Source organism: Mesorhizobium sp. M1142 (assembly GCF_040318565.1).
Classification (GTDB): domain Bacteria; phylum Pseudomonadota; class Alphaproteobacteria; order Rhizobiales; family Rhizobiaceae; genus Mesorhizobium.
Genome location: NZ_JAMYMK010000024.1, coordinates 24854 through 48566 on the forward strand (window position 1 = coordinate 24854; position 23713 = coordinate 48566).

At 64.6% G+C, this 23713-nt stretch carries 24 protein-coding genes; 9 read left to right on the forward strand and 15 right to left on the reverse strand.

Translation table 11 applies throughout. The features are described from left to right. The first annotated feature begins 281 nt into the window (after positions 1–281). The gene (locus NKH42_RS27435; protein ID WP_352507803.1) at positions 282–2273 is read left to right on the forward strand and encodes an AI-2E family transporter; all 1992 of its coding nucleotides are present in this window, start codon (positions 282–284) and stop codon (positions 2271–2273) included. Positions 2274–2398: 125 nt separating this feature from the next. On the opposite strand, the gene NKH42_RS27440 is transcribed toward NKH42_RS27435, so the two are convergent. The 9 genes from NKH42_RS27440 to NKH42_RS27480 all read right to left on the reverse strand — a co-directional run bounded on the left by NKH42_RS27440 (position 2399) and on the right by NKH42_RS27480 (position 10088). Beyond that, positions 2399–3334 carry a phosphatidate cytidylyltransferase gene (locus NKH42_RS27440; protein ID WP_254819727.1) on the reverse strand — a complete coding sequence of 312 codons (936 nt, stop codon included), beginning with the start codon at positions 3332–3334 and terminating at the stop codon, positions 2399–2401. Positions 3335–3356: 22 nt separating this feature from the next. Beyond that, entirely contained in the window at positions 3357–4019 is a 663-nt protein-coding gene (locus NKH42_RS27445) for a lysophospholipid acyltransferase family protein (RefSeq protein WP_254819667.1), read from the reverse strand. An 8-nt stretch (positions 4020–4027) separates the two neighbouring features. After that, the gene (locus tag NKH42_RS27450) at positions 4028–4453 is read right to left on the reverse strand and encodes a hypothetical protein (protein WP_352691790.1); all 426 of its coding nucleotides are present in this window, start codon (positions 4451–4453) and stop codon (positions 4028–4030) included. After that, positions 4450–5787, reverse strand: coding sequence for a phosphatase PAP2/dual specificity phosphatase family protein (locus NKH42_RS27455; RefSeq protein ID WP_352974662.1), 1338 nt, complete (start codon positions 5785–5787; stop codon positions 4450–4452). The genes NKH42_RS27450 and NKH42_RS27455 overlap by 4 nt, the downstream gene beginning before the upstream one ends. A gap of 2 nt (positions 5788–5789) precedes the next feature. Next, a complete protein-coding gene (locus NKH42_RS27460; RefSeq protein WP_352705279.1) occupies positions 5790–7577 on the reverse strand; it encodes a bifunctional alpha/beta hydrolase/class I SAM-dependent methyltransferase in 1788 nt (595 codons plus the stop codon). Between the two features lie 26 nt (positions 7578–7603). After that, positions 7604–8206, reverse strand: a complete 603-nt coding sequence (locus NKH42_RS27465; protein WP_254819663.1) for a CDP-alcohol phosphatidyltransferase family protein — start codon at positions 8204–8206, stop codon at positions 7604–7606. A gap of 109 nt (positions 8207–8315) precedes the next feature. Then, the gene (locus NKH42_RS27470; RefSeq protein ID WP_352507800.1) at positions 8316–8993 is read right to left on the reverse strand and encodes a hypothetical protein; all 678 of its coding nucleotides are present in this window, start codon (positions 8991–8993) and stop codon (positions 8316–8318) included. A 67-nt stretch (positions 8994–9060) separates the two neighbouring features. Further along, a complete protein-coding gene (locus NKH42_RS27475) occupies positions 9061–9582 on the reverse strand; it encodes an Hsp20/alpha crystallin family protein (protein ID WP_352974664.1) in 522 nt (173 codons plus the stop codon). A gap of 29 nt (positions 9583–9611) precedes the next feature. Next, positions 9612–10088 (reverse strand): Hsp20 family protein, encoded by a 477-nt coding sequence (locus tag NKH42_RS27480; RefSeq protein WP_254819660.1) that lies wholly within the window; start codon positions 10086–10088, stop codon positions 9612–9614. A gap of 339 nt (positions 10089–10427) precedes the next feature. On the opposite strand from NKH42_RS27480, the gene NKH42_RS27485 reads away from it, so the two are divergent. Both NKH42_RS27485 and NKH42_RS27490 read left to right on the forward strand, forming a co-directional pair. After that, positions 10428–10640 (forward strand): hypothetical protein, encoded by a 213-nt coding sequence (locus tag NKH42_RS27485; protein WP_352475551.1) that lies wholly within the window; start codon positions 10428–10430, stop codon positions 10638–10640. Positions 10641–10776: 136 nt separating this feature from the next. Then, on the forward strand, positions 10777–11040 hold the full coding sequence (locus NKH42_RS27490; protein WP_254819658.1) for a DUF982 domain-containing protein: 264 nt from the start codon (positions 10777–10779) through the stop codon (positions 11038–11040). A 109-nt stretch (positions 11041–11149) separates the two neighbouring features. Here the strand turns inward: NKH42_RS27490 and NKH42_RS27495 are convergent, their stop codons facing one another. After that, positions 11150–11419 carry an usg protein gene (locus NKH42_RS27495; RefSeq protein WP_023718102.1) on the reverse strand — a complete coding sequence of 90 codons (270 nt, stop codon included), beginning with the start codon at positions 11417–11419 and terminating at the stop codon, positions 11150–11152. Positions 11420–11783: 364 nt separating this feature from the next. Here NKH42_RS27495 and NKH42_RS27500 point away from each other — a divergent pair, with 364 nt between their 5' ends. The 4 genes from NKH42_RS27500 (at position 11784) to NKH42_RS31320 (ending at position 14745) form a co-directional block, all read left to right on the forward strand. Then, positions 11784–12098 carry a co-chaperone GroES gene (locus NKH42_RS27500; RefSeq protein WP_254819656.1) on the forward strand — a complete coding sequence of 105 codons (315 nt, stop codon included), beginning with the start codon at positions 11784–11786 and terminating at the stop codon, positions 12096–12098. A 55-nt stretch (positions 12099–12153) separates the two neighbouring features. Further along, positions 12154–13785 (forward strand): chaperonin GroEL, encoded by a 1632-nt coding sequence (gene groL, locus NKH42_RS27505; protein WP_352507798.1) that lies wholly within the window; start codon positions 12154–12156, stop codon positions 13783–13785. Positions 13786–13888: 103 nt separating this feature from the next. Continuing rightward, positions 13889–14104, forward strand: a complete 216-nt coding sequence (locus NKH42_RS27510; RefSeq protein WP_254819654.1) for a hypothetical protein — start codon at positions 13889–13891, stop codon at positions 14102–14104. Beyond that, on the forward strand, positions 14101–14745 hold the full coding sequence (locus tag NKH42_RS31320) for a DUF982 domain-containing protein (protein WP_502896260.1): 645 nt from the start codon (positions 14101–14103) through the stop codon (positions 14743–14745). The genes NKH42_RS27510 and NKH42_RS31320 overlap by 4 nt, the downstream gene beginning before the upstream one ends. Positions 14746–14932: 187 nt before the next feature. Here the strand turns inward: NKH42_RS31320 and NKH42_RS27520 are convergent, their stop codons facing one another. The 5 genes from NKH42_RS27520 to NKH42_RS27540 all read right to left on the reverse strand — a co-directional run bounded on the left by NKH42_RS27520 (position 14933) and on the right by NKH42_RS27540 (position 20481). Then, on the reverse strand, positions 14933–15412 hold the full coding sequence (locus NKH42_RS27520; protein WP_352823705.1) for a GNAT family N-acetyltransferase: 480 nt from the start codon (positions 15410–15412) through the stop codon (positions 14933–14935). A gap of 64 nt (positions 15413–15476) precedes the next feature. Next, a complete protein-coding gene (locus NKH42_RS27525) occupies positions 15477–16493 on the reverse strand; it encodes an ABC transporter permease (RefSeq protein ID WP_352507796.1) in 1017 nt (338 codons plus the stop codon). Next, positions 16490–18055 carry a sugar ABC transporter ATP-binding protein gene (locus tag NKH42_RS27530; protein WP_352507795.1) on the reverse strand — a complete coding sequence of 522 codons (1566 nt, stop codon included), beginning with the start codon at positions 18053–18055 and terminating at the stop codon, positions 16490–16492. Before NKH42_RS27530 ends, NKH42_RS27525 begins: the two co-directional genes overlap by 4 nt. 238 nt (positions 18056–18293) lie before the next feature. Further along, complete coding sequence (locus NKH42_RS27535) at positions 18294–19244, reverse strand: substrate-binding domain-containing protein (RefSeq protein ID WP_352507835.1); 951 nt, start codon at positions 19242–19244, stop codon at positions 18294–18296. Between the two features lie 229 nt (positions 19245–19473). Further along, entirely contained in the window at positions 19474–20481 is a 1008-nt protein-coding gene (locus tag NKH42_RS27540) for an aldo/keto reductase (protein WP_352752602.1), read from the reverse strand. Positions 20482–20664: 183 nt separating this feature from the next. On the opposite strand from NKH42_RS27540, the gene NKH42_RS27545 reads away from it, so the two are divergent. Together NKH42_RS27545 and ligD are read left to right on the forward strand one after the other, a co-directional pair. Then, entirely contained in the window at positions 20665–20889 is a 225-nt protein-coding gene (locus tag NKH42_RS27545; protein ID WP_352507793.1) for a hypothetical protein, read from the forward strand. Between the two features lie 155 nt (positions 20890–21044). Then, on the forward strand, positions 21045–23543 hold the full coding sequence (ligD, locus tag NKH42_RS27550) for a DNA ligase D (protein ID WP_352752600.1): 2499 nt from the start codon (positions 21045–21047) through the stop codon (positions 23541–23543). Positions 23544–23713 lie beyond the last annotated feature (170 nt).

Sequence of the window (23713 nt, forward strand, 5' to 3'; positions counted from 1 at the left end):
TGAGGTTGTCCATCAGCGATCTACGAAGGAACGGTGTTTTGACCCAAAAGTTCCGCGTTCCGGCGCAGACATGGAACAGGATTGCCCGTGACGCCATTTATGCAAAAAATTCTACCGTGACTGAAAAATTCTACCGTGACTGAATAGCCGCGCTGCCGATCTGAAGCCCGACAAAGCCAATTAAGGTCCAGGGCAATCGGTGTCCAGTTGGGGGAGACGCTGCGAAGTTGCACGCCGGCTCAATATGCCCGATCATGGCGACGGCGGGGCGGAGGTATCAAGTGGCGGCAAATCGTCGAAACGGCGCGCACCTGTCGGAGCCCCGGCGGGCGGGCATTGTTGCCGCTGCCAGGGCGCTTCCGCGCACATCGTTGCCCAGCGTAGCGTCGGTCGTGACGGCCGTCGCGGCGCTCTATTTCGGGCGCGAGGTCTTTCTGCCAATCGCAATCGCCCTGCTGCTTACCTTTGCGCTTGTACCGATGGTGTCGGCACTCAAGCGCGCTGGCATTCCGCGTCTTCCTGCCGTGATCGCGAGCGTGCTCGGCGCATTCACGGTGCTGGCGCTGTTCTCCTTCATCGTCGCCACGCAGGTCAGTGAACTGGCGCAGAACATCCCGCTTTACCAGGCTAATATCCTGACCAAGGTCCGGTCCCTCAAGGACACCGGCGTCGGCGGCGGTATCGTTTCCAGATTGAGCCGGGTGATCGAACGCGTCGGCCAGGAACTCGACAGACCCGGACCTGTGCAACCCGCCGCCGATCAGCCTCCGCGGGAGCCGATCCCGGTCGAAATCGTCGCGCGCGAACGACCGCTCGAGGTTCTCCAGAATCTGATCGGCCCGCTGCTGAGCCCGCTGGGATCGGCCGGGCTGATCGTCGTGGTCGTCATATTCATGCTGCTCGAGCGGGAAGACCTGCGCGATCGTTTCATACGTCTCGTCGGCTACGGCGATCTGCATCGAACCACCGAGGCGCTGCAGGATGCCGGCAAGCGGGTCGGCCGCTACCTGCTCATGCAATTGGTCGTGAACATCGTCTATGCCGTGCCGATTACGTTCGGGCTTTGGGTTCTGGGCATACCCAATCCATTGCTGTGGGGCTTGCTGGCGCTGGCGCTGCGCTTCGTTCCCTATATCGGCCCGGTCATCGCGACGCTGCTGCCTCTGTTCCTGGCGCTGGCCGTGGCGCCCGGCTGGTCGCTCGTGCTATGGACCGCCGGGCTTTTCGTGGTCGTGGAACTGATCACCGGCAACGTGATCGAACCCTGGCTCTACGGCTCGCGCACCGGGCTGTCGCCATTGGCCATCATCGTTGCGGCGATCTTCTGGACCTGGCTCTGGGGGCCATTGGGCCTGGTTCTGTCGACGCCGCTCACGGTCTGCCTCGTCGTGCTCGGCCGCCATGTGCCGCAGTTCGAATTCCTCGACGTTCTGTTCGGCAACGAACCCGTGCTCGAACCGCACGCCCGGCTTTACCAACGGCTGCTGGCCGGCGATCCCGAGGAAGCGACAGACCATGCCGAGGAGATGCTGGAGGAAAACTATCTAGTCGAGTTCTACGACAAGGTCGCGATTCCCGCACTTCTGCTCGGCGAGCAGGACCGTGTGCGTGGTGTGTTGAGCGATGAGCAAAGACAGCAGGTCGCCGGCAGCGCGCTGACGATGGTGGCGAACCTCGACGACAGCGCGCAGGAGGAGGCGGAAGCGGACGATACGGCCGCGGCCGAGGACAATGGTGTACGCGAGGACAAGCAGATTCAGGGGGAGGACGAGGACGACACCGAACTGCCGGATGGCACGGGCATGTCGGTGCTGTGCGCCGGAGGGCGCGGCGAACTCGACGACGCCGCTGCCGCCATGCTGGCGCAGGTGCTCGAAGTCCAGGGCGCTACGGTGTTGAGGGCGAGCTTCGCCGATCTGGAACCGGGAAGCATTCGCCGCCTTGAACTCGACGCCGTCGATACCGTCGTCGTCGGATTTTTGAACCGCGATTCCGTCAAGCACGGCCGGTTCCTGGTCCGTCGGCTGAAACGCGCCAAACCAAGGTTGCGGGTGGGTATCGTGTTGTGGTCGGAACCCGACAGCGACAACCAGGAGGCAGACGCCAGATTGGCCAACGAGATCAATGCCGATTTCGTCGCACACGGCATGGTCGGCGCGGTGCTCGGCGCGTTGTCCAGCGCTCCGCCGGTGGCGCTGAAGGCTACCGCCAAACGCCGCATGCGCCGCTTGACGCCGGCGCGCAAGAAAGAGCCGCTCGCCGCGGCAAAATGAACGCGGCCGACGACGGCGGCAGGTCGGGTTATTACCGCTTTCGCGAAAGTGGTAATAACCAAACGGATCAGGTTATCCTCGCAAGGTCGCGCTGAACCGTCCGCCCCGGCAAACGGCGCCAACCTTCATACAGTCCAGAAATAGCGCACCGTATGGAAGAAGACCGGGGCGGCGAAGACCAGGCTGTCAGCACGGTCCATCATGCCGCCATGGCCTTCGATCAGATGGCCCCAGTCCTTGACGCCCTGATCGCGCTTGATGGCGGAGGCGACCAGCCCGCCGAGGAAGCCCATCAGGCAGGCGATGAAGGCGACGCCGGCTGCCTGCAGCGGCGAAAACGGCGTCAGAAACGACAGCAGCACGCCGAGCAGGCTCGATGCCGCCAGCCCGCCGACCAGCCCCTCCCAAGTCTTCGACGGCGAGACCGTCGGCGCCAGGAGATGCCGGCCGAACAGCTTGCCGAAGATATATTGCAGCACGTCGCTGCCTTGCACGGTGATGATCAGGAAAGCGATCAGCAACAGGTTGCGGCCTTCGAAGCCAGGCACATCGAGCGTCAGCAGCGCCGGCACGTGGCTGACGCAGTAGACCGAAATCATGACCGCCCATTGCTGCGCCGAGACGCGCTCGAGAAAGCGCTCGGTGTCGCCGTGCAGCGCGGTGATCGCCGGCATCAGCAGGAAGCAGTAGACCGGGATGAAGATGGTGAACAGGCCATACCAGGCGGTCCACACCAGCCAGTACTGGAACGGGATGACGATGCCGAACATGCCGAGCAGCACCCAGTGGTCGCTGCGGCGGCTGTGCGTCAGCGTCACGAATTCGCGCAACGCGGCGAACGAAATCAGCGCGAACAGGATGGTCATGCCGGGGCGGCCGAAGAAGAAGGCAACGGTGATCGCCACCACCATCACCCACCAGGCATTGATGCGCTGGGTGAGGTTGACCAGCGTCGGCGACAACGGCTTCGGCGCGCGCCACGACAAAACGCCGGCGACGACGCTGGCGCTGATCAGCACCGCCAGCAGGCCGACAATCAGAATGAGGGTTTCGTGCATCATCGGCAGCATTTTGCCTTGATCCTCAATCGTCTCGCTCCGGCCGGGGGTTCAGCGCCAGCAGCGTTTCGCGGGCGCGGTCGAGAAAGGCGCGGCGTTCCTCACCAGGTTGAATGGCGATCGGCGCGCCGAAGACGACGCGGCAGAGCAGCGGCACCGGCACGAATTGCCCCTTGGGCAGCACCCGCGACATGTTCTCGATCCAGCACGGGATGAGCTCGACATCGGGTCGCGCCATCGACAGATTGTAGAGGCCGGAGCGAAACGGCAGGAGCGGTTCGTCGGTCATGTTGCGCGTGCCTTCGGGAAACAGGATCAGCGAATGGCCCTGGTCGAGCACCGACAGCATGATCGAGATCGGGTGCTGCGTTTCATCCGTCCACTGCCGGTGGATCAGCACGGAAGACAGCATGTCCTCGGCGATGAACCGGCGCAGCCGCGTCTTGCCCCAATAATCGGCGGCCGCCACCGCATGGGTACGGGCGCGTTCCTTCTCGCTGAGGCAGGCCGACAGCAGGATGAAATCGCCGTGGCTGGCATGGTTGGCGAAGTAGATGCGCTGCCGGTCCGATGGCTGGCTGCCGTTCCAGATCGGCCGCACGCCGGTGACCGCCCAGGCCAGCGCCGACAGGCCGACCGAGGTCACCGTCTGCAGCAGGGTATAGGTGCTGACGCGAAGCTTTGTCATGGACGGGCTCAAAAGAATGCCGCGACGACCGAGGCCGCCGCGAACAGGCCGAACGCGATACGCTGCTTGGCGAGCAGGCGGCGCGTGCCGGCCATCCGCTGCTCGAGTGAGCGGCCGCCGGCAGTGGACTTCAGCCGCATGCGCGCCAGCACGTCGTCGATCGCCGCGCCGCCGCCTGCCTCGCTGGCGTGGCTGGCCATCAACCGAAACAGCAGCGCGTCGAACAAAAGCAGGGCCGAGAGAATGATTGTGGCTATGGCACTTGCGGCGGCGATCAGCCAGGCTACCGCGGACAGCGACGATGTTTGCGGCGCAGCCGCCAGGCCGATGACCGGCGCCGCCAGGAAGGCAGCAGCAATCAGCAGCAGCGGCCATGCCACCTGCACCATCAGCCCGGCAGCGAACGCTTCGGCCCTGTCACGATAGGCGGTCATGCCGGTGCGTCCGTGCAAAGATGCACCGGCCGGCCCGCGGCGGCGAGCTTGCCTCGCGCCTGATCGGGCGTGGCGGCCCGGCCGCTGGCGACCAGCCATTCGGCGACCACGGCGGCGCTGCGTTGGAAGCCGAGCGCACAGCAGACCAGCACCGCGCCCTGCTTCTGCGCCGCCTCGATCGCCGCCACCGCTTGCGCACGCGCCTCGCGAGACGGCGGCAAAAGGTCGACCATGGGCAGGCTCACCCAGCGGATCGAGGCGCCACGCGGCCTTTCCAGTTCGCCGGCAAGGTCGATCACCGTGCCGAAAGGGTCGGCTTCGGCGGCGGTCGGAAAACGGCCAAGGGAAACACCGTCGGCAATGACGATATGCGCCGGAAGCTTTCGCGTCCACGCCCACACATTGGCCTTGGCGCCAAGGCGGTAGGGCCAAAGCAGTAGACGGCTGGCCAGCGACACGCGGCCATCGGCTGTTTTCTGGACCACTTTGGCGCCGGCGCCGGCATAGGCGAAAGCGACTATGGCCAGCGCCAGTGCCGGCCACAACAGGATGAGCCACAGCGCCGAGACCAACGCGCCGGCAGCGGCGCCGGCCAGTGCAAGGCTTGCGCCGAGCGCATAGAACAGCGCCAACCGCCGTGCCTTCGGGTCAGCGCTCAGGCGGAAGCCGGTGAACGGCAGCTCGCTGTCGCGCGGAAACAGCCACAGGGCGAAAAGGCCGAGCAGCGCGCCGGTCGGAATGTCGATGAAATGGTGCTGCCACGTCGTCAGCACCGAGGCGCCGATCAGGAAACACCAGACATGCCAAGCGAAGCCGGCGATGCCGGTCAATCTGTAACGCCAATGGTCCCAGATGATGACCAGCAGCGCGATATGCAGCGACGGCGCCTGGTTGAAGGGTTTGTCGAAGCCGCCGAGCACGGCGAACATGAAGCCGGGCAGGCCGCTCGTCTGCGGGCGCACGAAGGTCGCAGTCAGCGGGAACAGGATGAAGCAGGCGACGGCGACGAGCTGCGCCGTCAGATAGCGGCCGGCAAGGCGGTCGACGCCGCTCTTCGAATTGTTCAACAGCAACGACAAGCCATAGAACAGGTTGATCGACCAGTAGGGCACGATCGTCCAGGCAAGGAACGGGATGCCATGCTCCCAGCCGTAGACGATGCTGCCGACATCGTCGCGCCGCGACGCCAGCCAATTGGCGAAGCCGTAGGTGGCGTAGAAGAACGGCGCCAGAAATGCCAGCCACAATGCGGCGCGCAGGACGATCCCGGGATACGGCTCGCGCGGCAAGGCCGGAAGGGCATCGCGAGGTAAGGCAGAGGCAGGCAAGTCCATGTTCAGACGCGCCGCGCGACCGAAACGGTGAAGATGCCCCACTGGTCGATGCGCTGGTCGAGCTTCTCAAAGCCGGCGGCCGCCACCAGCTGGTCCATCTCGGCCTGCGTGCGGCGGCGCATCACCCAGGCCTGGCCGCCGCGATGCGAGGTCAGGCTGCGCGCGATCATCTCGAGCTGCGGATGCCAGGGCTGGTTGGTATAGACGAGCAGGCTTCCCGGCTGCATGGCGCTGGCCAGTCCACCGAGCGAGCGGGCGATCACGGCATTGTCGGCAAACAATTCGTAGAGCCCCGAGACGATGGCGAGATCCGGCGCCGGGTCGAGCCCGGCCAGCATCGTGGCGTCGAAGGCGTCACCTTGATGGAAAGTGACGCTCGCCGGCAGCTGGCGCTCGGCGATCAGCTTGCGGCCGAGCGAGACGTTGAGCTCGGAGAAATCCTGCAGCCGTACGCTTGCCGGCGGCTCGGCGCATTTCTGCACGGCATCGAGCACGTAGCGGCCATGGCCGGCGGCGATATCGACGATATGGACCGGCCGGCCGGCGGCCTTGAACGAGGCGGCGGCGCTGCCGATCAGTTCTTCCAGATGCAGCTTGCGCTGGCGGATGCCGCGCCAGCCGATGGCATCGAGAAAGGTGCGGTCGATCATGCGGCCGATGGGGCTGATGCCCCGCGCCTCGTTCTCGTAGACATAGTCGAGCGTCGAGCCCGAATCGAAGCCGGTGGCAATCCCCGTCTTCATACCGGACGACAGCCAGGCGCCCATGCGGATCGAAGCGCGGCTCATTGCCCAGTAGAGGCCCCTTAGCGACAGCAGCGGCAGCGGCGAGGCAAGCCGGTCGGCCTCGTCGCGCGTGTAGCCGGCGCGGTCGGCCTCGGTCAGGTCGACCGGCTTTTCCGGCGCCGCGAATTGCTTTTCAAGGAAAGGCCTGATCAGGTCGAGTGCCTTGTGGCGGTCGCGCTCGCCCAGCGTGTCGTGGAAGAAGCCGGCCAAAACATGCCGCTCCTTGGCCGGGCTCGCCAGATTGACGAAAAACTCGTGCTGCGGTTCATGCCGCACCACCCAGTCACTGCCGGAGATCAGAAGCTGTGTCGGCACCGTGATGGCGCGTCCGTCGGCGACGATGCGCGCAGCATGGTCGTAGAGCTCGACCAGGATGTTGGAGGCGATCGGCCGGGTGATCAGCGGGTCGGCGTCGAAGGAGGCGATACGCTCGGGGTCATGCGTCAGGAATTTCGCCTTGACGTAGGAATTCACGAAGAAGCGGCCCTTCAGCTTCTGCCACAACGCGATGCCTTGCTTGGCGAGGGGCACGTAGAGCTTGACCGAGAAGGCTGGCGAGGCCAGCACCAGGGCGCGAATGTCGGGCGCGTAATCGTGCACCCAGGCGGCGGCAAGCACGGCGGCGAAGGATTGCGCGATCAGCGCGATGTCGCGCCGGGCAAAGCCGTCGCTGTCGATCTCGCGCACAAAACAATCGATGTCGCGCACCAGCGCGGCAAATGACGGCGCATAGCCGCGTTCGCCGGCGGAGCGGCCATTGCCGCGCGCGTCCCAGGCATAGAAGGCGTGGTCGGGCATCTGGAACTCGTCGACCAGATGCGCCATACGGCCGCCATGCTCGTGGCCGCGGTGGAACAGCAGGATGGCGCCCTTGGGGTTTTCCGACAGCGCCGGCCAATAGCGATAGAAGATCTCTGTGCCATCGTGGCTCTTGAAGCTGCGCTCCTGCGCCACCCGCTCGATATTGACTGAAGCCACGGCGGCAACCGTCTGTTGGTGAAGCATGTTGTTCTCCCTGGCGAGACCGGAATTCAGCTACCGCTCCCGTTAAGGCCGCTGCGTATCCGGTTGATGGCGGTCGCCAGCGAGAGTGTAGCCATGGCCGGAAACACGAGCGGCGTGAGCGCCGGGACCCACAGGCCGGACGCGATAAGCACCGCGAGGATGCCAAGCGCCAGCGCCCGGTCGCTTTTGCCGAACGGGCCGGCATAGTTGCGCCCAGCTCCGGCCGCGATGCCGAGCACGCCGGCGAATTCCGCGATCATAGCCGCGATAGCGAATGCAACGACGCCCCAGGCAGGAAAAATGACAGTAAAGGCCAGGATCAAAGCGAGATCGGAGACGACATCACAAAGCTCGTTGAGATACATGCCGAGCGTCGAGGCCTGGCCATGTTCCCTTGCGAGCATGCCGTCAATGGCGTTTAGCGCCATTCGCGTAAACAGCACGAGCGGCATCAGCAGAAAGACCGCGCGGCGGCCTGCAAGGGCTGCCACCGCAAGGCCGGCAGCGAGCGAGAGGGCAGCGGCCAACAGTGTGATCTGGTTGGCGGTGACGCCGGCCTTGGCCAGGCCGTCGGCAAGCGGCCGCAGCCTGGCCTGGAAGGCCGGTTTCAGCGCATAAAGCGTCGGCATGTGCGAACCCCCCGGCCGCGGTGCAAATGATGTTGGCGAGGATGGTCAATTGGCGCGCAAGACGCAAGGGCGGCGCCCTGCCATTTTTCGACATCCGGATATGTCGGCGCTAGCTTTTCCTGTCATTGTCGACCGGGAACCGTGCTGGCAAGCTTTCTTCGGCCGTGGCCCAGGCGCGACTATGATAACGCCGCAGGACGAGAATGCATGTCGCGAAGACCGCCAGCCCGCAAATCACGCCGGGCGACATGCCTCCGCCGAAAGCGGACTTAACAACGATGCCGGTGAAGGCGCCGGCGATGGCGCCGTTGATCGTGCCCACCATCCCAGCGGTGGTCATGAAATATTGCAGCGGCGAGGGGCGGAGGCCCTTGTCGACCAGCACCGCCGAGAGGTCGTCATGCGTGGAGTTGACAAGGTATCTTTGCAGGACCGGCGCCAGCTCGACGAAATAGTGGCGGATCCTGGCCATGCCGCGGGCATGCACCATGTCCTCGATGGCAACCTGCACAGCGCGCACGAAGGTGACCAGGCCGATGAAGAAAAGGCAAGGTAGCAAGATAAGGCTGAACAACACGAACGGCCTGCCCATCTCCGTGACCTGGGCGACGAAGGACAAGGCAATCGTTGCGCTCGAGACCGACGTCAGGAACAGATTGGCTCGCTGGTTCGCTTCCTGAATGGTCGCGGCGCGAGCGTTTTGCAGCACGAAATGCTCGGTCGTCAGGCACTGCAAGACTTGCTGCGCCTGGTCAGGCGGAACCGGAGCGTCGGGAGAACGGGTCATCGACATTCCCCGCTTCTGCCCGCCGGAACCGGCAGGGCAGAAGCGGGCGTCGTCCTGCTGCGAGCCATCAGGACTTGCCGTTGCCGCCGTTGATGGCGATACGCTTGGCCTTGGCCTGAGCGCGCTCCGGCTTCGGCAGCGTCACGCTTAGCACGCCGTTCCGGAACGCGGCGTTGATCTTGTCTTCGTCGACTTCGTAGCCGAGCGGGATACGCCGCTCGAAACGGCCATAGAAGCGTTCGGAGAACTGCCTGTCCTTGTCCTCGGTCTCTTCACGCTTCTCGCCGCGCAGCGTCAGCACACCGTCATCGAGCAGCAGCTCGACGTCTTTCTCGTCCATTCCGGGGATCTCGGCGGTGACGCGGATCTCCTTTTCGCTATCGGAGATTTCGACGCTCGGCCAGCTGGCGCCGGCAGCGGAGAAGCCACCGAGCGACGGCAGCCTCGTGTCGAAGCCGCGGAACGCCTCGTCGAACAGGCGGTTCATTTCGCGATGCAGCGTCAGGAAGGGATCGCGATCGCCGCTGCGGAACAGGCTGGGGGCCTGATTATTCTCCCGGCCCCAGGGAATGAGATCACGAATAGCCATTGCATAGTCTCCTTTCTCGACTGGTTCGTTCAGGCAGCCTGCTTGTTTGCTTCGACCTGCGCGGCCTTCGGCCCGGTCTTCGGCGAGGCGACATCGGTCGCGATGGCGATGCGCCGAGGCTTCATCTCCTCGGGCACCTCACGTACCAGATCGATGCTGAGCAGGCCGTTGTCGAGCGAGGCGCCTGCGACCTTGACGTGATCGGCAAGCTCGAAACGGCGGGTAAAGGGCCGTGTGGCGAGGCCATGATGCAGATACTCCGCGTTGTCCGGCTCCTTATGCTGGCCGGAGACAATCAGGAGGTTGGGTTCATGAATGATTTCGAGGTCGTCCTCGGAAAAGCCAGCGACGGCGATAGTGACGCGGTAGTTGTTCTCGCTGCTGCGCGCGATGTCATAGGGCGGCCAGGCGTCGAAAGCCTGCGGCGCATTTTCCAGCAGGTTGAAGACGCGGTCGAAGCCGATGCTCGACCGATAGAGCGGGGAAAAGTCGAATGCGGTTCTCATAGCTACATCCTCCATCGAGCAACATAGATACGAGGAGCGCCAAAGAGCTGGCGCTCCCTGGTTTCGCCGGCCCCATTTCGGCGACCGGTGCCATCGATTTGGTTATTGTCCGCCGCAAGTCAAGACCCCGATGGCTCTCGCGTTGCCGGTTTTCGGGCCGGTTTTTGGTCGGTTCGGCGAGGCTGCCAATCTACTTGTGAGAGATGTCCGGCAGGAGATTGCCTGTTTGGCTTCAATCGCCAACGCCGAGTTCCCCGGCCGGTTATTGTCTGCCGCAGGTCAAGACCCAGATTCTTGTGTTGCCGGGCCCATTCCCGGCACTCGCAGATGGAGCTGACCATGACACGCGACGAGATCATTTCCGTGCTGGGCCCGGTCGACGACGCCGTTATCGCCGACATTGCGGCGACGGACGGGACGGTCCAGGAATTGCGTGAGGCCCTGGCCTGGATCGCCGCCGACGAGGCGCTGGTGAACGAAGGCCGACCGCTGCCGACGGCAAGAGTAGCGACGCTGATCGAACTGCTGCAAGGGCCGGACGAGGAGGAATAACCGCTGTTGCCGCGATGCTCTTGAACCGCGCAAAGGGACGAACCATGTCCTTCAGCGGCGCCGGCTGGTCGCCGGTGCCGCCAGCATGACGTTGCTTGCTCAAACAAGAAGACGATCAGAAAACAAGGAGGAAGTGATGGACGACGTCCGCTTCGCCGAGCCGATCACGTTGAAATTCCAATCCAGCGAGCGCAAGGTCGCCAGTAGTTGGGAAGCCATCGAATGCATGCGTCAGCAGTGGCCGGACCGTGCCCGCGGCCGGAGTTGGCGCGCCGCCTATCGGGCCTGCCGCGACGCGCTCGACGGCTGGCGCACCGCGCGAGATGCGCGCAAGGCCTTCGTCAGGGCGGCGCGCAACGCCGGATTGCTCGCCTGCGAGCCTGTCGACCACGCCGGCTAGCCCGGACCCTCCGATATTTGAACTCCAAAACAAGTTGGGGAAAAGGCAACTGCCTTTCCCCCACCGCGAGAGACTTTGCCCGCTGTCTAGCGGCAGATCGGCTTGCTCCTCAGTGGACGGTGATAATGCCGTTTACGGCCCGCCATTCGGAGGGCTGGATCAGGTGATGATGGGCGACGCGCACCGAATGCAGCGGGCCTTCGATTTCGCGCTCCCAGAAATCGAGGAAATGCTTCAGCGTCGGGAAATCGGGGGCAATATCGTATTCCTGCCAGATATAGAGTTGCAGCAGGCTCCGATGATCGGGCAGGCGATAGTGGATCTCCGCCGTGGTAAGACCAAACCCTTGCATCTGGAGCTGAAAGTCCCTGCTGGTCATGCGATCGTCCTTTCCGTTGAAATCTCGGTCCGTTGAAATCTCGGTCTGCAAAACGCCTCGCCTTCCACATAGGTTCCCGCCGCCACGAGCGGCTCCGGACCGGCGGCATTTTGAAATATCGCGCCAAAATTTGAGCCGCACTTTAGCTGAGAGCGGCTAATGTGCGAACGATTACAGTGCATTGGCACTCTCATGCGTCGAGTGCTAAAATTTTTGCGTGACCCTCTTGAAAGCAGAAAAAAGCGCGACTAGTTCGTATGCGCGCGATGCCTGATGAAGGGGTCGCGCACCCCGTGCCGGGCCGATATTGCCGGTTCGGTCAGGAGGATCTTCGAAAATCTGTTTGTCCCGAGAGGAGAACGACATGACGTTCCGTCCATTGCACGACCGTATCCTGGTCCGCCGTATCGAGGTCGACGAGAAGACCGCCGGCGGCATCATCATCCCCGACACCGCCAAGGAGAAGCCGCAGGAGGGCGAGGTCATTGCCGCCGGTCCGGGCGCGCGCGACGACAGCGGCCAATTGCAGCCGCTCGACGTCAAGGTCGGCGACCGCATCCTGTTCGGCAAATGGTCCGGCACCGAGATCAAGCTCAATGGCGAGGATCTGCTCATCATGAAAGAGAGCGACGTGCTGGGCGTTATCGAGGGCGCCGGCGAGATGAAGAAGGCTGCCTGAGTGGGCCTGAACAAGCATTCCAGTCAACGAAGCTGCCTATCGAAGGAGTGATCCAATGGCTGCCAAAGATGTGAAATTTCATACCGAAGCCCGCGAGAAGATGCTGCGCGGCGTCAACATCCTCGCCGACGCGGTGAGGGTGACGCTCGGTCCCAAGGGCCGCAACGTCGTCCTCGACAAGTCGTTCGGCGCCCCGCGCATCACCAAGGACGGCGTCACCGTGGCGAAGGAGATCGAGCTCGAGGACAAGTTCGAGAACATGGGCGCACAGATGGTCCGCGAGGTGGCTTCGAAGACCAGTGACGTCGCCGGCGACGGCACCACGACCGCGACCGTTCTGGCGCAGTCGATCGTCCAGGAAGGCGCTAAGGCGGTTGCCGCCGGCATGAACCCGATGGACCTGAAGCGCGGTATCGACAAGGCGGTCGAAGCCGTCGTCGCCGAACTCAAGGCCAATGCCCGCAAGGTGACCAGGAACGACGAAATCGCCCAGGTCGGCACCATCTCGGCCAATGGCGACGCCGAGATCGGCCGCTTCCTCGCCGAAGCGATGGAAAAGGTCGGCAATGAGGGCGTCATTACCGTCGAAGAAGCCAAGACCGCCGAGACGGAGCTCGAAGTCGTCGAAGGCATGCAGTTCGACCGCGGCTATCTCAGCCCCTATTTCATCACCAATCAGGACAAGATGCGCGTCGAGCTCGACGAGCCCTATGTGCTGATCCACGAGAAGAAGCTGTCCAACCTGCAGGCGCTGCTTCCGGTGCTGGAGGCGGTGGTGCAGTCGTCCAAGCCGCTGCTGATCATCGCCGAGGACGTCGAGGGCGAGGCGCTGGCGACGCTGGTCGTCAACAAGCTGCGCGGCGGCCTGAAGGTCGCGGCCGTCAAGGCACCGGGCTTCGGCGATCGCCGCAAGGCCATGCTGGAGGATATTGCCATCCTGACCGGCGGCACGGCAATCAGCGAGGATCTCGGCATCAAGCTCGAGAACGTCACGCTCAACATGCTCGGCCGCGCCAAGAAGGTGGTGGTCGAGAAGGAAAACACCACGATCGTCGACGGTGCCGGCTCGAAGAGCGAAATCCAGGGCCGGGTCTCCCAGATCAAGGCGCAGATCGAGGAGACCACCTCCGACTATGATCGCGAGAAGCTGCAGGAGCGGCTGGCCAAGCTCGCCGGTGGCGTCGCCGTCATCCGCGTCGGTGGCTCGACCGAGATAGAGGTCAAGGAGCGCAAGGATAGGGTCGACGACGCCATGCATGCCACCCGTGCCGCGGTCGAGGAGGGCATCCTGCCCGGCGGTGGCGTGGCGCTGCTGCGGGCGGCAAAGGCGCTCGACAATATTCAGGTCGACAATCCCGACCAGAAGACCGGTGTCGAAATCGTGCGGCGCGCGATCGAGGCTCCGGTGCGCCAGATTGCCGAAAATGCCGGCGCCGAAGGCTCGATTATCGTCGGCAAGCTGCGCGAAAAGCAGGAGTTCTCGTTCGGCTGGAACGCGCAGACCGGCGACTATGGCGATCTCTTCGGCCAGGGCGTCATCGATCCGGCCAAGGTGGTGCGCACCGCTCTGCAGGATGCCGCTTCCGTCGCCGGCCTGCTGGTGACGACCGAGGCGATGGTGGCCGAGAAGCCGAAGAAGGAAGCTGGCGCGCCGGCAATGCCCGGCGGTGGCGGCATGGACTTCTAAAGCCAGGCTTCCAAAGCGCGACTTCGAAACGGCAGATGGACCGTGTCCGCCAAAAGCGGGCACGGTCTTGCCGGTCCGGGACTAATGCTGAGCAGGTGTTGCCATGGATATGATGGACAGTTTTGGAAAGATCGCGGCGCCGACCCGCCCGAAAAACGATTTCAACTATGAAGCCGACTGCAGGGCGGCGCTGGCGCCTTTGGTCGACGGCTTGCTGGATATGGCCGAGTCGGCCGGCTGGGACCGCCGCAAGGCGGCCTACACGCTGATGTTTCTATCGGCTCAACGCGTGGGGGCCGGCACGGAGGAGCGCAAATGATCGCGGCGCGGATGCGCGAATGCCTGCGCCTGCTGCGGTGGTCGGAAAACGATTTCGCCGAAGAGGCGGGATACCCGCTCGCCAAGGCAAAGGCGTGGCTCTACGGGCGCGAACATCCGCCGCTGGGCGTGGCGGCCTGGCTCGAAGCGCTGGTCAAGGTGCATCGGCTGCTGCCGCGGCCGGGCATGCCCCCGATTGCGTCCAACTCGCAGATCGGTGGCATCGTTCTGCAGGCGGCCCTCGAGGATCGAAGCGCCCGCGCGGTGGAGTTCCGAAAGGAGCCGATTGAGCCAGGAAAGGAGAGTGTCATGGATCGTGCTTCGTTCGACAAGCCGGTTAATATCCTCACCGGCCTCGGTACACCGACGAAGATAGAAAGCGCGGCTGAGGCCTATGCACTTTTGGCTGAATGGCCGGCAACGAGCCGGACGGCCGCGCATGACATCGCCGCAAAAGCGTGCCGTGCAGCACTGGAAGGAGAGATCGACGCCGAAACGGCGCGCGCCACCTTCGTTGCCTTCGCCCGCCGCAACGACCTGCTTGCGCCGCAGACGAACGGGATGGTTGCCGGCGAGAGCGTTGCTGGCGCGACCGTTGCCGACTGGGCAACGCGCCCACAGCGCGTCAACGCCCCGGCCTGAGCGAGTGCCAATCTCCCTCCTTGAGGGGGAGATGTCGCCGAAGGCGACAGAGGGGGTCGGTACGTCCTGGCGCGACGCCATATTGGACGAAAGAGAAAGTTGGCGCCTCACGCGCGGCGCCCCCCTCTGTCCTGTCGGACATCTCCCCCTCAAGGGGGGAGATTACGCGCTCAGCCGCTTTCGCTTGCTAAGCCATCGGCAGCAGCCGGCGCATGATCAGCGAGGCGTGGCCGCCCACGCCGTGTGCAGCCGGCCGGCGCTCGACGACCTCGAAGCCGTGCTTGCGATAGAAGGCGATTGCGCGGTCGTTGCCCTCGATCACTTCCAGGGCGATGCTGGGAATACCCGCATGCGCGGCAAGAACGGCATGCAGCAGGTCGGCGGCAAGGCCGGTGCCGTACTCGCTTTTGTCTATATGGAGCCGCTCGAGCATGACCTCGCCCTTGTCGTCCATCGCTGCCATCGCATAACCGGCGAGCGAGCTGTCAGCCCGCTCGGCGACGAAGGACATCTTGTTGTCGTCCCCGAGCTCGGACGCCAGCCGCTCCGGCGCGTGCCTCTCATCCGACAGCCGTGCCGTGGTCGCGGCACCCAGGATCGGCGAATAGGTCTGTCGCCAGGACCCTCCAAGCAGCCGCGACACCGCCGGAACATCCTGTTCGGTCATGGTTCTTATTTGAGGCATCGCCACCTGCCGTGCAGTTTATGGCACCGCAGCGTTCGCTCGGCCATCACCGCATTACCCGCGATTTCAGCCAGCGGTCGAAGGCCACGGCGAGGATGAGGATCAGGCCGATGACGATGCTTTGCGTGTAGGACGAGACGTTGTTGAACTGCAGCCCATTCTGCAAGACGCCGATCAGTCCTGCACCGACCACCGTGCCGCCGACGCTGCCGATGCCGCCGAACAGCGAGGTGCCGCCGATAACGACCGCCGAGATCACCGTCAGCTCGTAGCCGATGCCGGCGACGGCTTCGGAGGAGTTGAGCCGCGCCGACAAAACGAAGGCGGCAAGGCCGGCGAAGAAGCCGACGATGATGTAGACCGAGATCAGGATGCGGTCGACGCGCAGGCCGGAGAGGCGCGCGGCCTCGGCATTGCCGCCGACTGCGTAGACCGCGCGGCCGTAGCGCGTGTAGCGCAGCACGATGTGGCAAAGGATGGCGGCAATCGCGAAGATGATCGCCGGCACCGGTACCGGGCCGATCAGGCCGGTACCGAACCAGCGCATCGAGGCGTCGAAGCCGGAGATCGGGCCACCATTGGAGATGGTCAAGGTCAGGCCGCGAAACACGGTTAGGCCGCCGAGCGTGACGACGAAGGGCGGCACTTTCAGCCTGGTGATGGCAAAGCCCTGGACGCCGCCGGCCACGGCGCCGACGACGACGGCGGCGAGAAGGGCGGCGAACCAGCCATAGCCCTGCGTGCCCGTTGTCGACAGCGACAGCGTGTTGGCGGTGCCGCCTTTGGCCACCACCGCCGCGACCATGCCGCAGAAGGCGAGCAGCGAGCCGACCGACAGGTCGATGCCGGCGGTGAGGATGACGAAGGTCATGCCGAGCGCGATCAGGCCGGTGATCGAGATCTGGCGCATGATGTTGAACAGGTTGATCGGGTCGATGAAGCTCGGCTTCAGCACAGTGAAGACGACGATCAGCAACGCCAGGAACATCAGCGGGCCGAAGCTCATCAGCAGGCGCGCAATATTGACGCCACCGCGCTGGCTCCGTTCGGTCGTACTGGTCATTGCGTTGCTTCCTGCTTCTGGTCGAGCGCCATCAGTTCCATCAGTTTCTCCTCGGTCGCCTCGACGCCGGGCATCTCGCCGGTAATGCGCCCGCGCCGCATGGTGACGATCCTGTCCGACACTGCAAGCACCTCGGGCAGCTCCGAAGAGATCATCATGATGGCGATGCCGCGCGCGGCGAGTTCCACCAGGATCTGGTGCACTTCCGCCTTGGCGCCGACATCGACGCCGCGCGTCGGTTCATCGACGATCAGCACCTTGGGATCGCGCGCCAGCCAGCGGGCAAGGATCACCTTCTGCTGGTTACCGCCGGACAGGCCCTCGATCGCCTGCTCGGGCGAAGCCATGCGGATCGACAGCATCTTCCTGTAGTTCGCCAGCGCCTCGCGTTCGCGCCGCTCGGCCATGAAACCGACACTGGAGTAGCGGTCGAGCGCGGCGATCGAGAAATTGGTGAGGATGGCGAGTGCTGCGAAGATTGCCTGGTGCTTGCGGTCCTCCGGCACCAGGCCGATGCCGAGCTCGATGGCGTCGGCGGGTGATGCCGGCGCGATCGGCTTGCCGTCGAGCATGATGGTGCCGGCGGCAATGCGGTCGGCACCGAAGATGGCGCGGGCGAGCTCGGTGCGGCCGGAACCGACGAGCCCGGCGACGCCGAGGATTTCGCCCGCCTTGAGGTCGAGATCGACGCCTTCGAGTACGATGGCGTGCGGCGCCTGCGGATCGCGCACCGTGCGCAGGCCGCGCACAGAGAGCCGGACGTCGCCGGCGACATCGCGCTGCGTCGGCCTGGCATAGAGCTCGGAAGCGGCACGGCCGACCATCTTCTCGATGATCTTCGGCAGCCTGATCGGCCCGCCTTCGCGGTCGAGATGGCCGGCCAGCCTGCCGTCGCGCAGCACGGTCATACGGTCGCAGATCGCCGATGCCTCCTCCAGCCGGTGGGTGACGAACATGATGGCGACGCCATCCTTGCGCAGCCGGTCCATGATCGACATCAGCCTGTGCACTTCGGTCTCGGTCAGCGCCGAGGTCGGCTCGTCCATGATGATCAAGCGGCTCTTCAGCGATAGCGCGCGGGCGATCTCGACCAGCTGCTGCTCGGCCACCGACAGTGCGGAAACCGGCGTCGCCGGGTCGAGATTGAGCCCGACGCGAGCGATGATCGTGCGGGAATCTTCCTCCATTCGCCGCCAACTGACCAGCCCGAACCGGCCGAGCGGCGCGCGGCCGATGAAGATATTCTCCGCCACGGTCAGCGTCGGGATCAGGCTCAGCTCCTGGTAGATTGTTACGATGCCGTGGCGCTTGGCATCCTGCGGATTGTGCGGGCTGAATTCGACACCGTCGAAGACGATGCGGCCGCTGGACGGCGGCATCACGCCGGACAGGATCTTGAGCAGCGTCGATTTGCCCGCTCCGTTCTCGCCGAGCAGGCCGAGGATCTCGCCGGGGCGGACTTCAAGCGAAACGTCGTTCAGCGCGGTGACGCCGGCAAAGCGCTTGGTCACGCCCTCGACGGCGAGCAGGGCGGGCGATGGCGCAATGGCTTCGACTGGCAAAGGATGCTCCTTGAATTGTGGTCCACCCGAAAGGCCACGGGACAGCGCCCCTCTCTGTCGTGCCGGACATCTCCCCCTCCAGGGGGGAGATCGGATGTCACCCAGGCTTTCGCTACTCCGGCGTTGAAGAGAAGGCGACGCGTTGAAACTGCCAATCTCCCCCCTTGAGCGGGAGATGCCCGGCAGGGCAGAGGGGGCGCGACAGAACGCTGCTTTTGGCGCTGTGCGCCCTCGGCGCTTACTTCGTCTCGCCCAGCCTCTCCGCCTTGTCGAGATTGTCCTTGCCGATGACGATCGGCGTCAAAAGCACCAGCTTTTCCTTCGGCTCGGTCTTGTCCCTGGCGTAGGCGACCGCGATCTGCACCGCAGTGCGCGATTGTTCGCCGGGGAATTGCTCGACCGTTCCGGCCAGCTTGCCGTCGCGCACGGCGACCAGCGCTTCGGGAAGCGCGTCGAAGCCGTAGATCTTGACGTCGGTGAAGTTGCGCGCCGCGCAGGCTTCAACCGCGCCAAGCGCCATGTCGTCATTGGCGCAGATGATCGCGTCGGGCTTGCCGTTGGCCGCAAGGCCGGCCTCGGTGACGGACAGCGCCTCGGCGCGGGCGAAGTTGGCGGTCTGCTCGAAGATGATCTGGTACTTGTCCTTCATCGGATCGAGGACATTGTGCACACCCTTGTTGCGGTCGATCGCCGGGCCGGCACCGGGCTGGCCCTGCAGATGGAAGATCTTGGCGCCGTTCGGGAACGCCGCCACCATGGCCTGCGCTTCGGCCTCGCCGCCTTTGACATTGTCGGCGCCGACATGGGCGAGGATGCCCTCGACGCCGTCGACGCGGCGGTCGATGGTGACGACGGGAACGCCGGCCTTGACCGCTTCTTCGATGGCTGGGGCCAGCGCGTTGACGTCGAGCGGCGAGATGACGATGGCGTTGACCTTCTGCACGAGTGCCGCCTCGATGTCGGCGGTCTGCTTGGGCGCCGAGTTCTGGCCGTCGCTCTCGATCAGGTTGACGCCCTGCGCCTGGGCTTCCGCCTTGATCTGGTTCAGCATGTGCACGAAGAACGGAAAGCCGAGGCTCGGCACCGAGCCGAGGATGGTCAGCTTGTCCTGGGCAAAAGCCAGTTGCGGAGCGGCCACCGCCAGGGCGCCCATCGCCGCGGTCGACAGCAGGAATTCACGTCTGTTGATCAATTTAGTCTCCTCCCAGATGAGCGCACGACCCCGGAACCGGAATGGGTTTTCCGGAAGGTTCCTTGCGTCGATTCAAAAATGGAGTGTCCTTCGAGCGCCCAACTCGTGTTTGAAGGGACGCAACGGCGCTCCAGCCGGTCCACCGCGACGTTCTCCTCCGCTCGGTGCCTGCCCAAGGATGCTAACCAAGGCCGGAGCTTTGCGCAAGAACGGGAGAAGGCAAGACCTACCGATCGATCATCACCATGGTGCGCTCGCCGTAGCGCGGACCGGCGACCTTGCCCGGCGCCAATGCGTCGTCGAGCACCTGCATCTCGGCTGTGTCGAGCTTGATCGAAGCCGCGGCGACGTTCTCCTCGAGGTACTTTCGGCGCTTGGTGCCGGGGATCGGCACGATGTCGATGCCGAAGCCGCTCCCCTTGTGGAGCAGCCAGGCCAGAGCAATCTGGCCTGGCTTGACGCGCTTGGCCGCGGCGATGTCGAGTACCATGGCTGCCGCCTGCATGTTGGCGTCATAGTTGGCGCCCTGGTAGCGCGGGTCGCCGCGCCGGTAATCGCCCTCTGGATAGTCTTCGGCGCGCCTGACGTCGCCGGTGAGAAAGCCGCGGCCGAGCGGCGAGAACGGCACCAGGCCGATGCCGAGCTCCTTCAGCAGCGGAATGATTTCCGGTTCCAGATTGCGCTCCCATAGCGAGTATTCGCTCTGCACTGCCGACACCGGATGAACGGCATGCGCCCGGCGGATGTTGGCGGCACCGGCTTCCGACAGGCCGAAGAAGCGAACCTTGCCCTGAGCGATCAGCTCGCCGACAGCACCCGCCACATCCTCGAGCGGCACCGCCGGATCGACGCGGTGCTGATAGAGGAGGTCGACATGGTCGGTGGCAAGCCTTCTCAGCGAACCTTCCAAAGCCTCGCGGATATGTTCGGGCCGGCTGTCGCGCCCGGTGCCGACTTGCTTGCCGTTTTCGATGCGGAAACCGAACTTCGTCGCGATCGTCACTTCATCGCGCCGGCCCTTCAGCGCGCGGCCGAGCAGCTCCTCGTTAGCGTACGGCCCGTAGACTTCCGCGGTGTCGAGGAAGGTGCAGCCGAGTTCGATGGCGCGGTGCAGCGTGGCGGTCGATTCCGCCTCGTCGGCCGGGCCGTAGGACTGGCTCATGCCCATGCAGCCGAGACCGATTGCCGAGACTTGCAGGCCCTGGCTGCCGAGTTTGCGCATCGTCAATGTCATGTGAAGCTCTCCGGATCAGCATCGCGTTCCAAGCCGCCAGGGCAATATAGCGCACCGGCTCGGTTTCCACAGATCGGGAGGCGCCACCGCGCGCGGCTCGCAGCGACCGCCAAATTGACAGCCGACACGCTCTCGGCCATCCTTAAGGCACGCCGCCTTGCGGCTTGTGCGTGAGTGACCAGCATGGCCAGTTCCGTCGCCAGTCAGAAATCCAAGCGCGCCGCGGTGCGGAACGCGCTCGACCGCCACAAGGTGTACATCACTGCGCAGCGTTTTTCGGCCGGCAGCTACAGCGCGCGCGTGCTGGTCGATGGCGAGGCCTATTGGGTCGACGAATTCCGGCTCTGCCAGCTGCAGCAGGGCCTGTCGCCGGCCGAACTCGAATTGACACCGGCCACCGACGATTGAGCGGCGTGACCTCCCATCCTTCGTCATCCCAGGGCGGAGCAGGAGCGAAGCTGCGTCGCGGAGACCCTGGGATCGATGCCGTGACATTGGAGCGCCGCTGCGATGGGATTTTGATGCTGCGCTCGTTGCTTTTGCCCGCCACCTACGTCTAGTCCATGCCAGCTCCTTCGAAGCTCAAGGCCTATCGCGCGAAGCGCGAGTTCACGAGGACGCCGGAACCCGCCGGCGGGCTGGTTGCCGGGGAAGGCAACCGCTTCGTCGTTCACAAGCACCACGCCACCGCCGACCACTACGACCTTCGCCTCCAGGTCGGCGACGTGCTGAAGAGCTGGGCGGTGCCGCGCGGCCCCTCGCTCAATCCGGCCGATAAAAGGCTGGCGGTCGAGACCGAGGACCATCCGCTCGAATATATCGACTTCGAAGGTGTCATTCCCGAAGGCGAATATGGCGGCGGGCCGATGATCGTCTGGGATACCGGCGTCTGGGCGCCGATGGACGACGTCGAGAAGAGCCTGCGCACCGGCTCCTTCAAGTTCCGCCTCGCCGGCGAGAAGCTGAATGGCGGCTGGATGCTGACGCGGCTGAAACCGAAGCCCGGCGAGGATGAGGGCAAGAAGAACTGGCTGCTGCTCAAGGAGCGTGATCTGGCCGCCGACGCCAAGCTCGACATATTGGAAGCCCGGCCGGAAAGCGTCAAATCCGGACGCCGCATCGAGGAACTGGTGGCAACGCCGAAGCCGGCCGCCAAGCCTGCCAAGCCGGTGGTGCTGAAGCCAGGTGCATTGCCGGGCGCCGTCAAGGCGCCGCCGCCCACCCGCATCGAGCCGCAACTGGCGACGCAGGTTTCGAAACCGCCGGGCGGCGAAGGTCCCGCGGAAAAAACGCGCGAAGCCTGGCTGCACGAGATCAAGTTCGACGGCTACCGCACCATGGCGCATGTTTCCTACGGGAAGGTCAGGCTGATCACCCGCGCCGGCCTCGACTGGACGAAGCGCTATGGCGACCTGCCGCTTGCCTTCGCCAGGCTGCCCTGCCGCGAGGCGATCATCGACGGCGAGGTCGTCGCGCTCGACGCCAAGGGCATCAGCCGCTTTGCCCTTTTGCAGGATGCGCTGGCCGAAGGCGCCGGCAACAAGCTCCACTTCTATGCCTTCGACCTCCTCTATCTCGACGGCTGGGACCTGAGGCAAGTGCCGCTCCGCCGGCGCAAGACGCTGCTTTCGCAGCTGCTGTCCGGTCTTGGCGCCAACTCCGCCATCCAGTACAGCGATCACGCCGAGGGCGACGGCCAGGCGCTTTATGACCAGGCATCGGAAATGGGGCTGGAGGGCGTCGTCTCGAAACGTGCTACGGCGGTCTACCAGAGCGGCCGCACCAAGACCTGGACCAAGACCAAGGCGCTTCAGACCGGCGATTTCGTTATCGCCGGCTACACTGTCTCCGACGCGGCCGAGGGGCTGGCCGCACTCGGTCTCGGCGAATTCGAGGATGGCGAGCTGCACTATCGCGGCAAGGTCGGCACCGGCTTCGACGCCGCCACCGCCGGCGAGTTGCTGGCGCGGCTGGAGCCGTTGCGCGCCGGGGCGTCCGCGCCGGAAGGTGTTCCGCGCGAAATCATGCGCGAGATGAAGTGGGTGCGGCCGCTGCTTTCGGCGCATATCCACTACGCCAACCGGACCACCGACAATGCGCTGCGCCATGCCGTGTTCCGCGGCCTGCGCGACGTCGGCCTGTCGACGCCGGTTTCGGCCAAGCGCAAGCGGCTGATCGCCGAGGCCGACCTCGCAACCATCTGGGTGACCAACCCGACGCGGCGGCTGTTCGGCAAGACCGGCCCGACCAAGCTCGACATTGCCGTCTATTACGCGCTGGTCGGCGATTTCATGCTGCCGCACATTCTCGGCCGGCCGGTGTCGCTGGTGCGCTGCCCGACCGGCAGACCGCAGGACTGTTTCTTCCAGCGCCATGCCTTCACCGGCATGCCGTCATCCGTGGCGACCTTCGAGGCGACCAACTCCGAGGGCGAGACCAAATCCTATCTCTCGGTGGAAGACGCCAAGGGCTATCTGGCGCTGGCGCAGTTCGGCGTCGTCGAGTTCCACACCTGGGGCACCCATCGCACGCGGCTCGACAAGCCTGACTTGATCGTTTTCGATCTCGACCCGGGCGAGGGGATCGCCTGGCGCGACGTGGTGGAGGCGGCGGTGCATATTCGCAGCGAGCTCGAAGCGCTAGGGCTGGTGCCGTTCGCCAAGACCTCCGGGGGCCACGGCATCCACATCACCGTGCCGGTGACACAAAAGCAGAACTGGAAGAAACTGCATCAGGCGACCAGCGCCATCTCCACGCATCTTGCCGCCACCGCGCCCGACACTTTCACCACCACCATGGGCAAGGATAACCGCAAGCGGCGCATCTTCATCGACTATCACCGCAATGCGCGCGGCCACACCTCGGCGGCTCCCTATTCGCTGCGCGCCCGCACCAATTTGCCGGCCTCGACACCGGTGAGCTGGAGCGACCTGGAATCCGTCGACGCCCCGCAGGACCTGAATTATTCGTCACTGCCGGGCCTGCTGGCGACGTCAGGCGACCCTTGGGCCGACATGGAAGATTTCGCCCGGGATTTGCCGTTGATAGCCACCGCGAGGTAGTTCTGCGGGCCCCAGACTCCATCGACGCTCCGGAAAATTTGAATTATTCTTCGCCATGGACCTCTTGCGTGCAGGCGGCTCTCAGCGGAGGAAGATTTCGCTAGGGATTTGCCGGTATTGTAAGGGCCCGGTATTGTAAGGGCAATGTAGGATTTCGGCAGTCCCGTTCG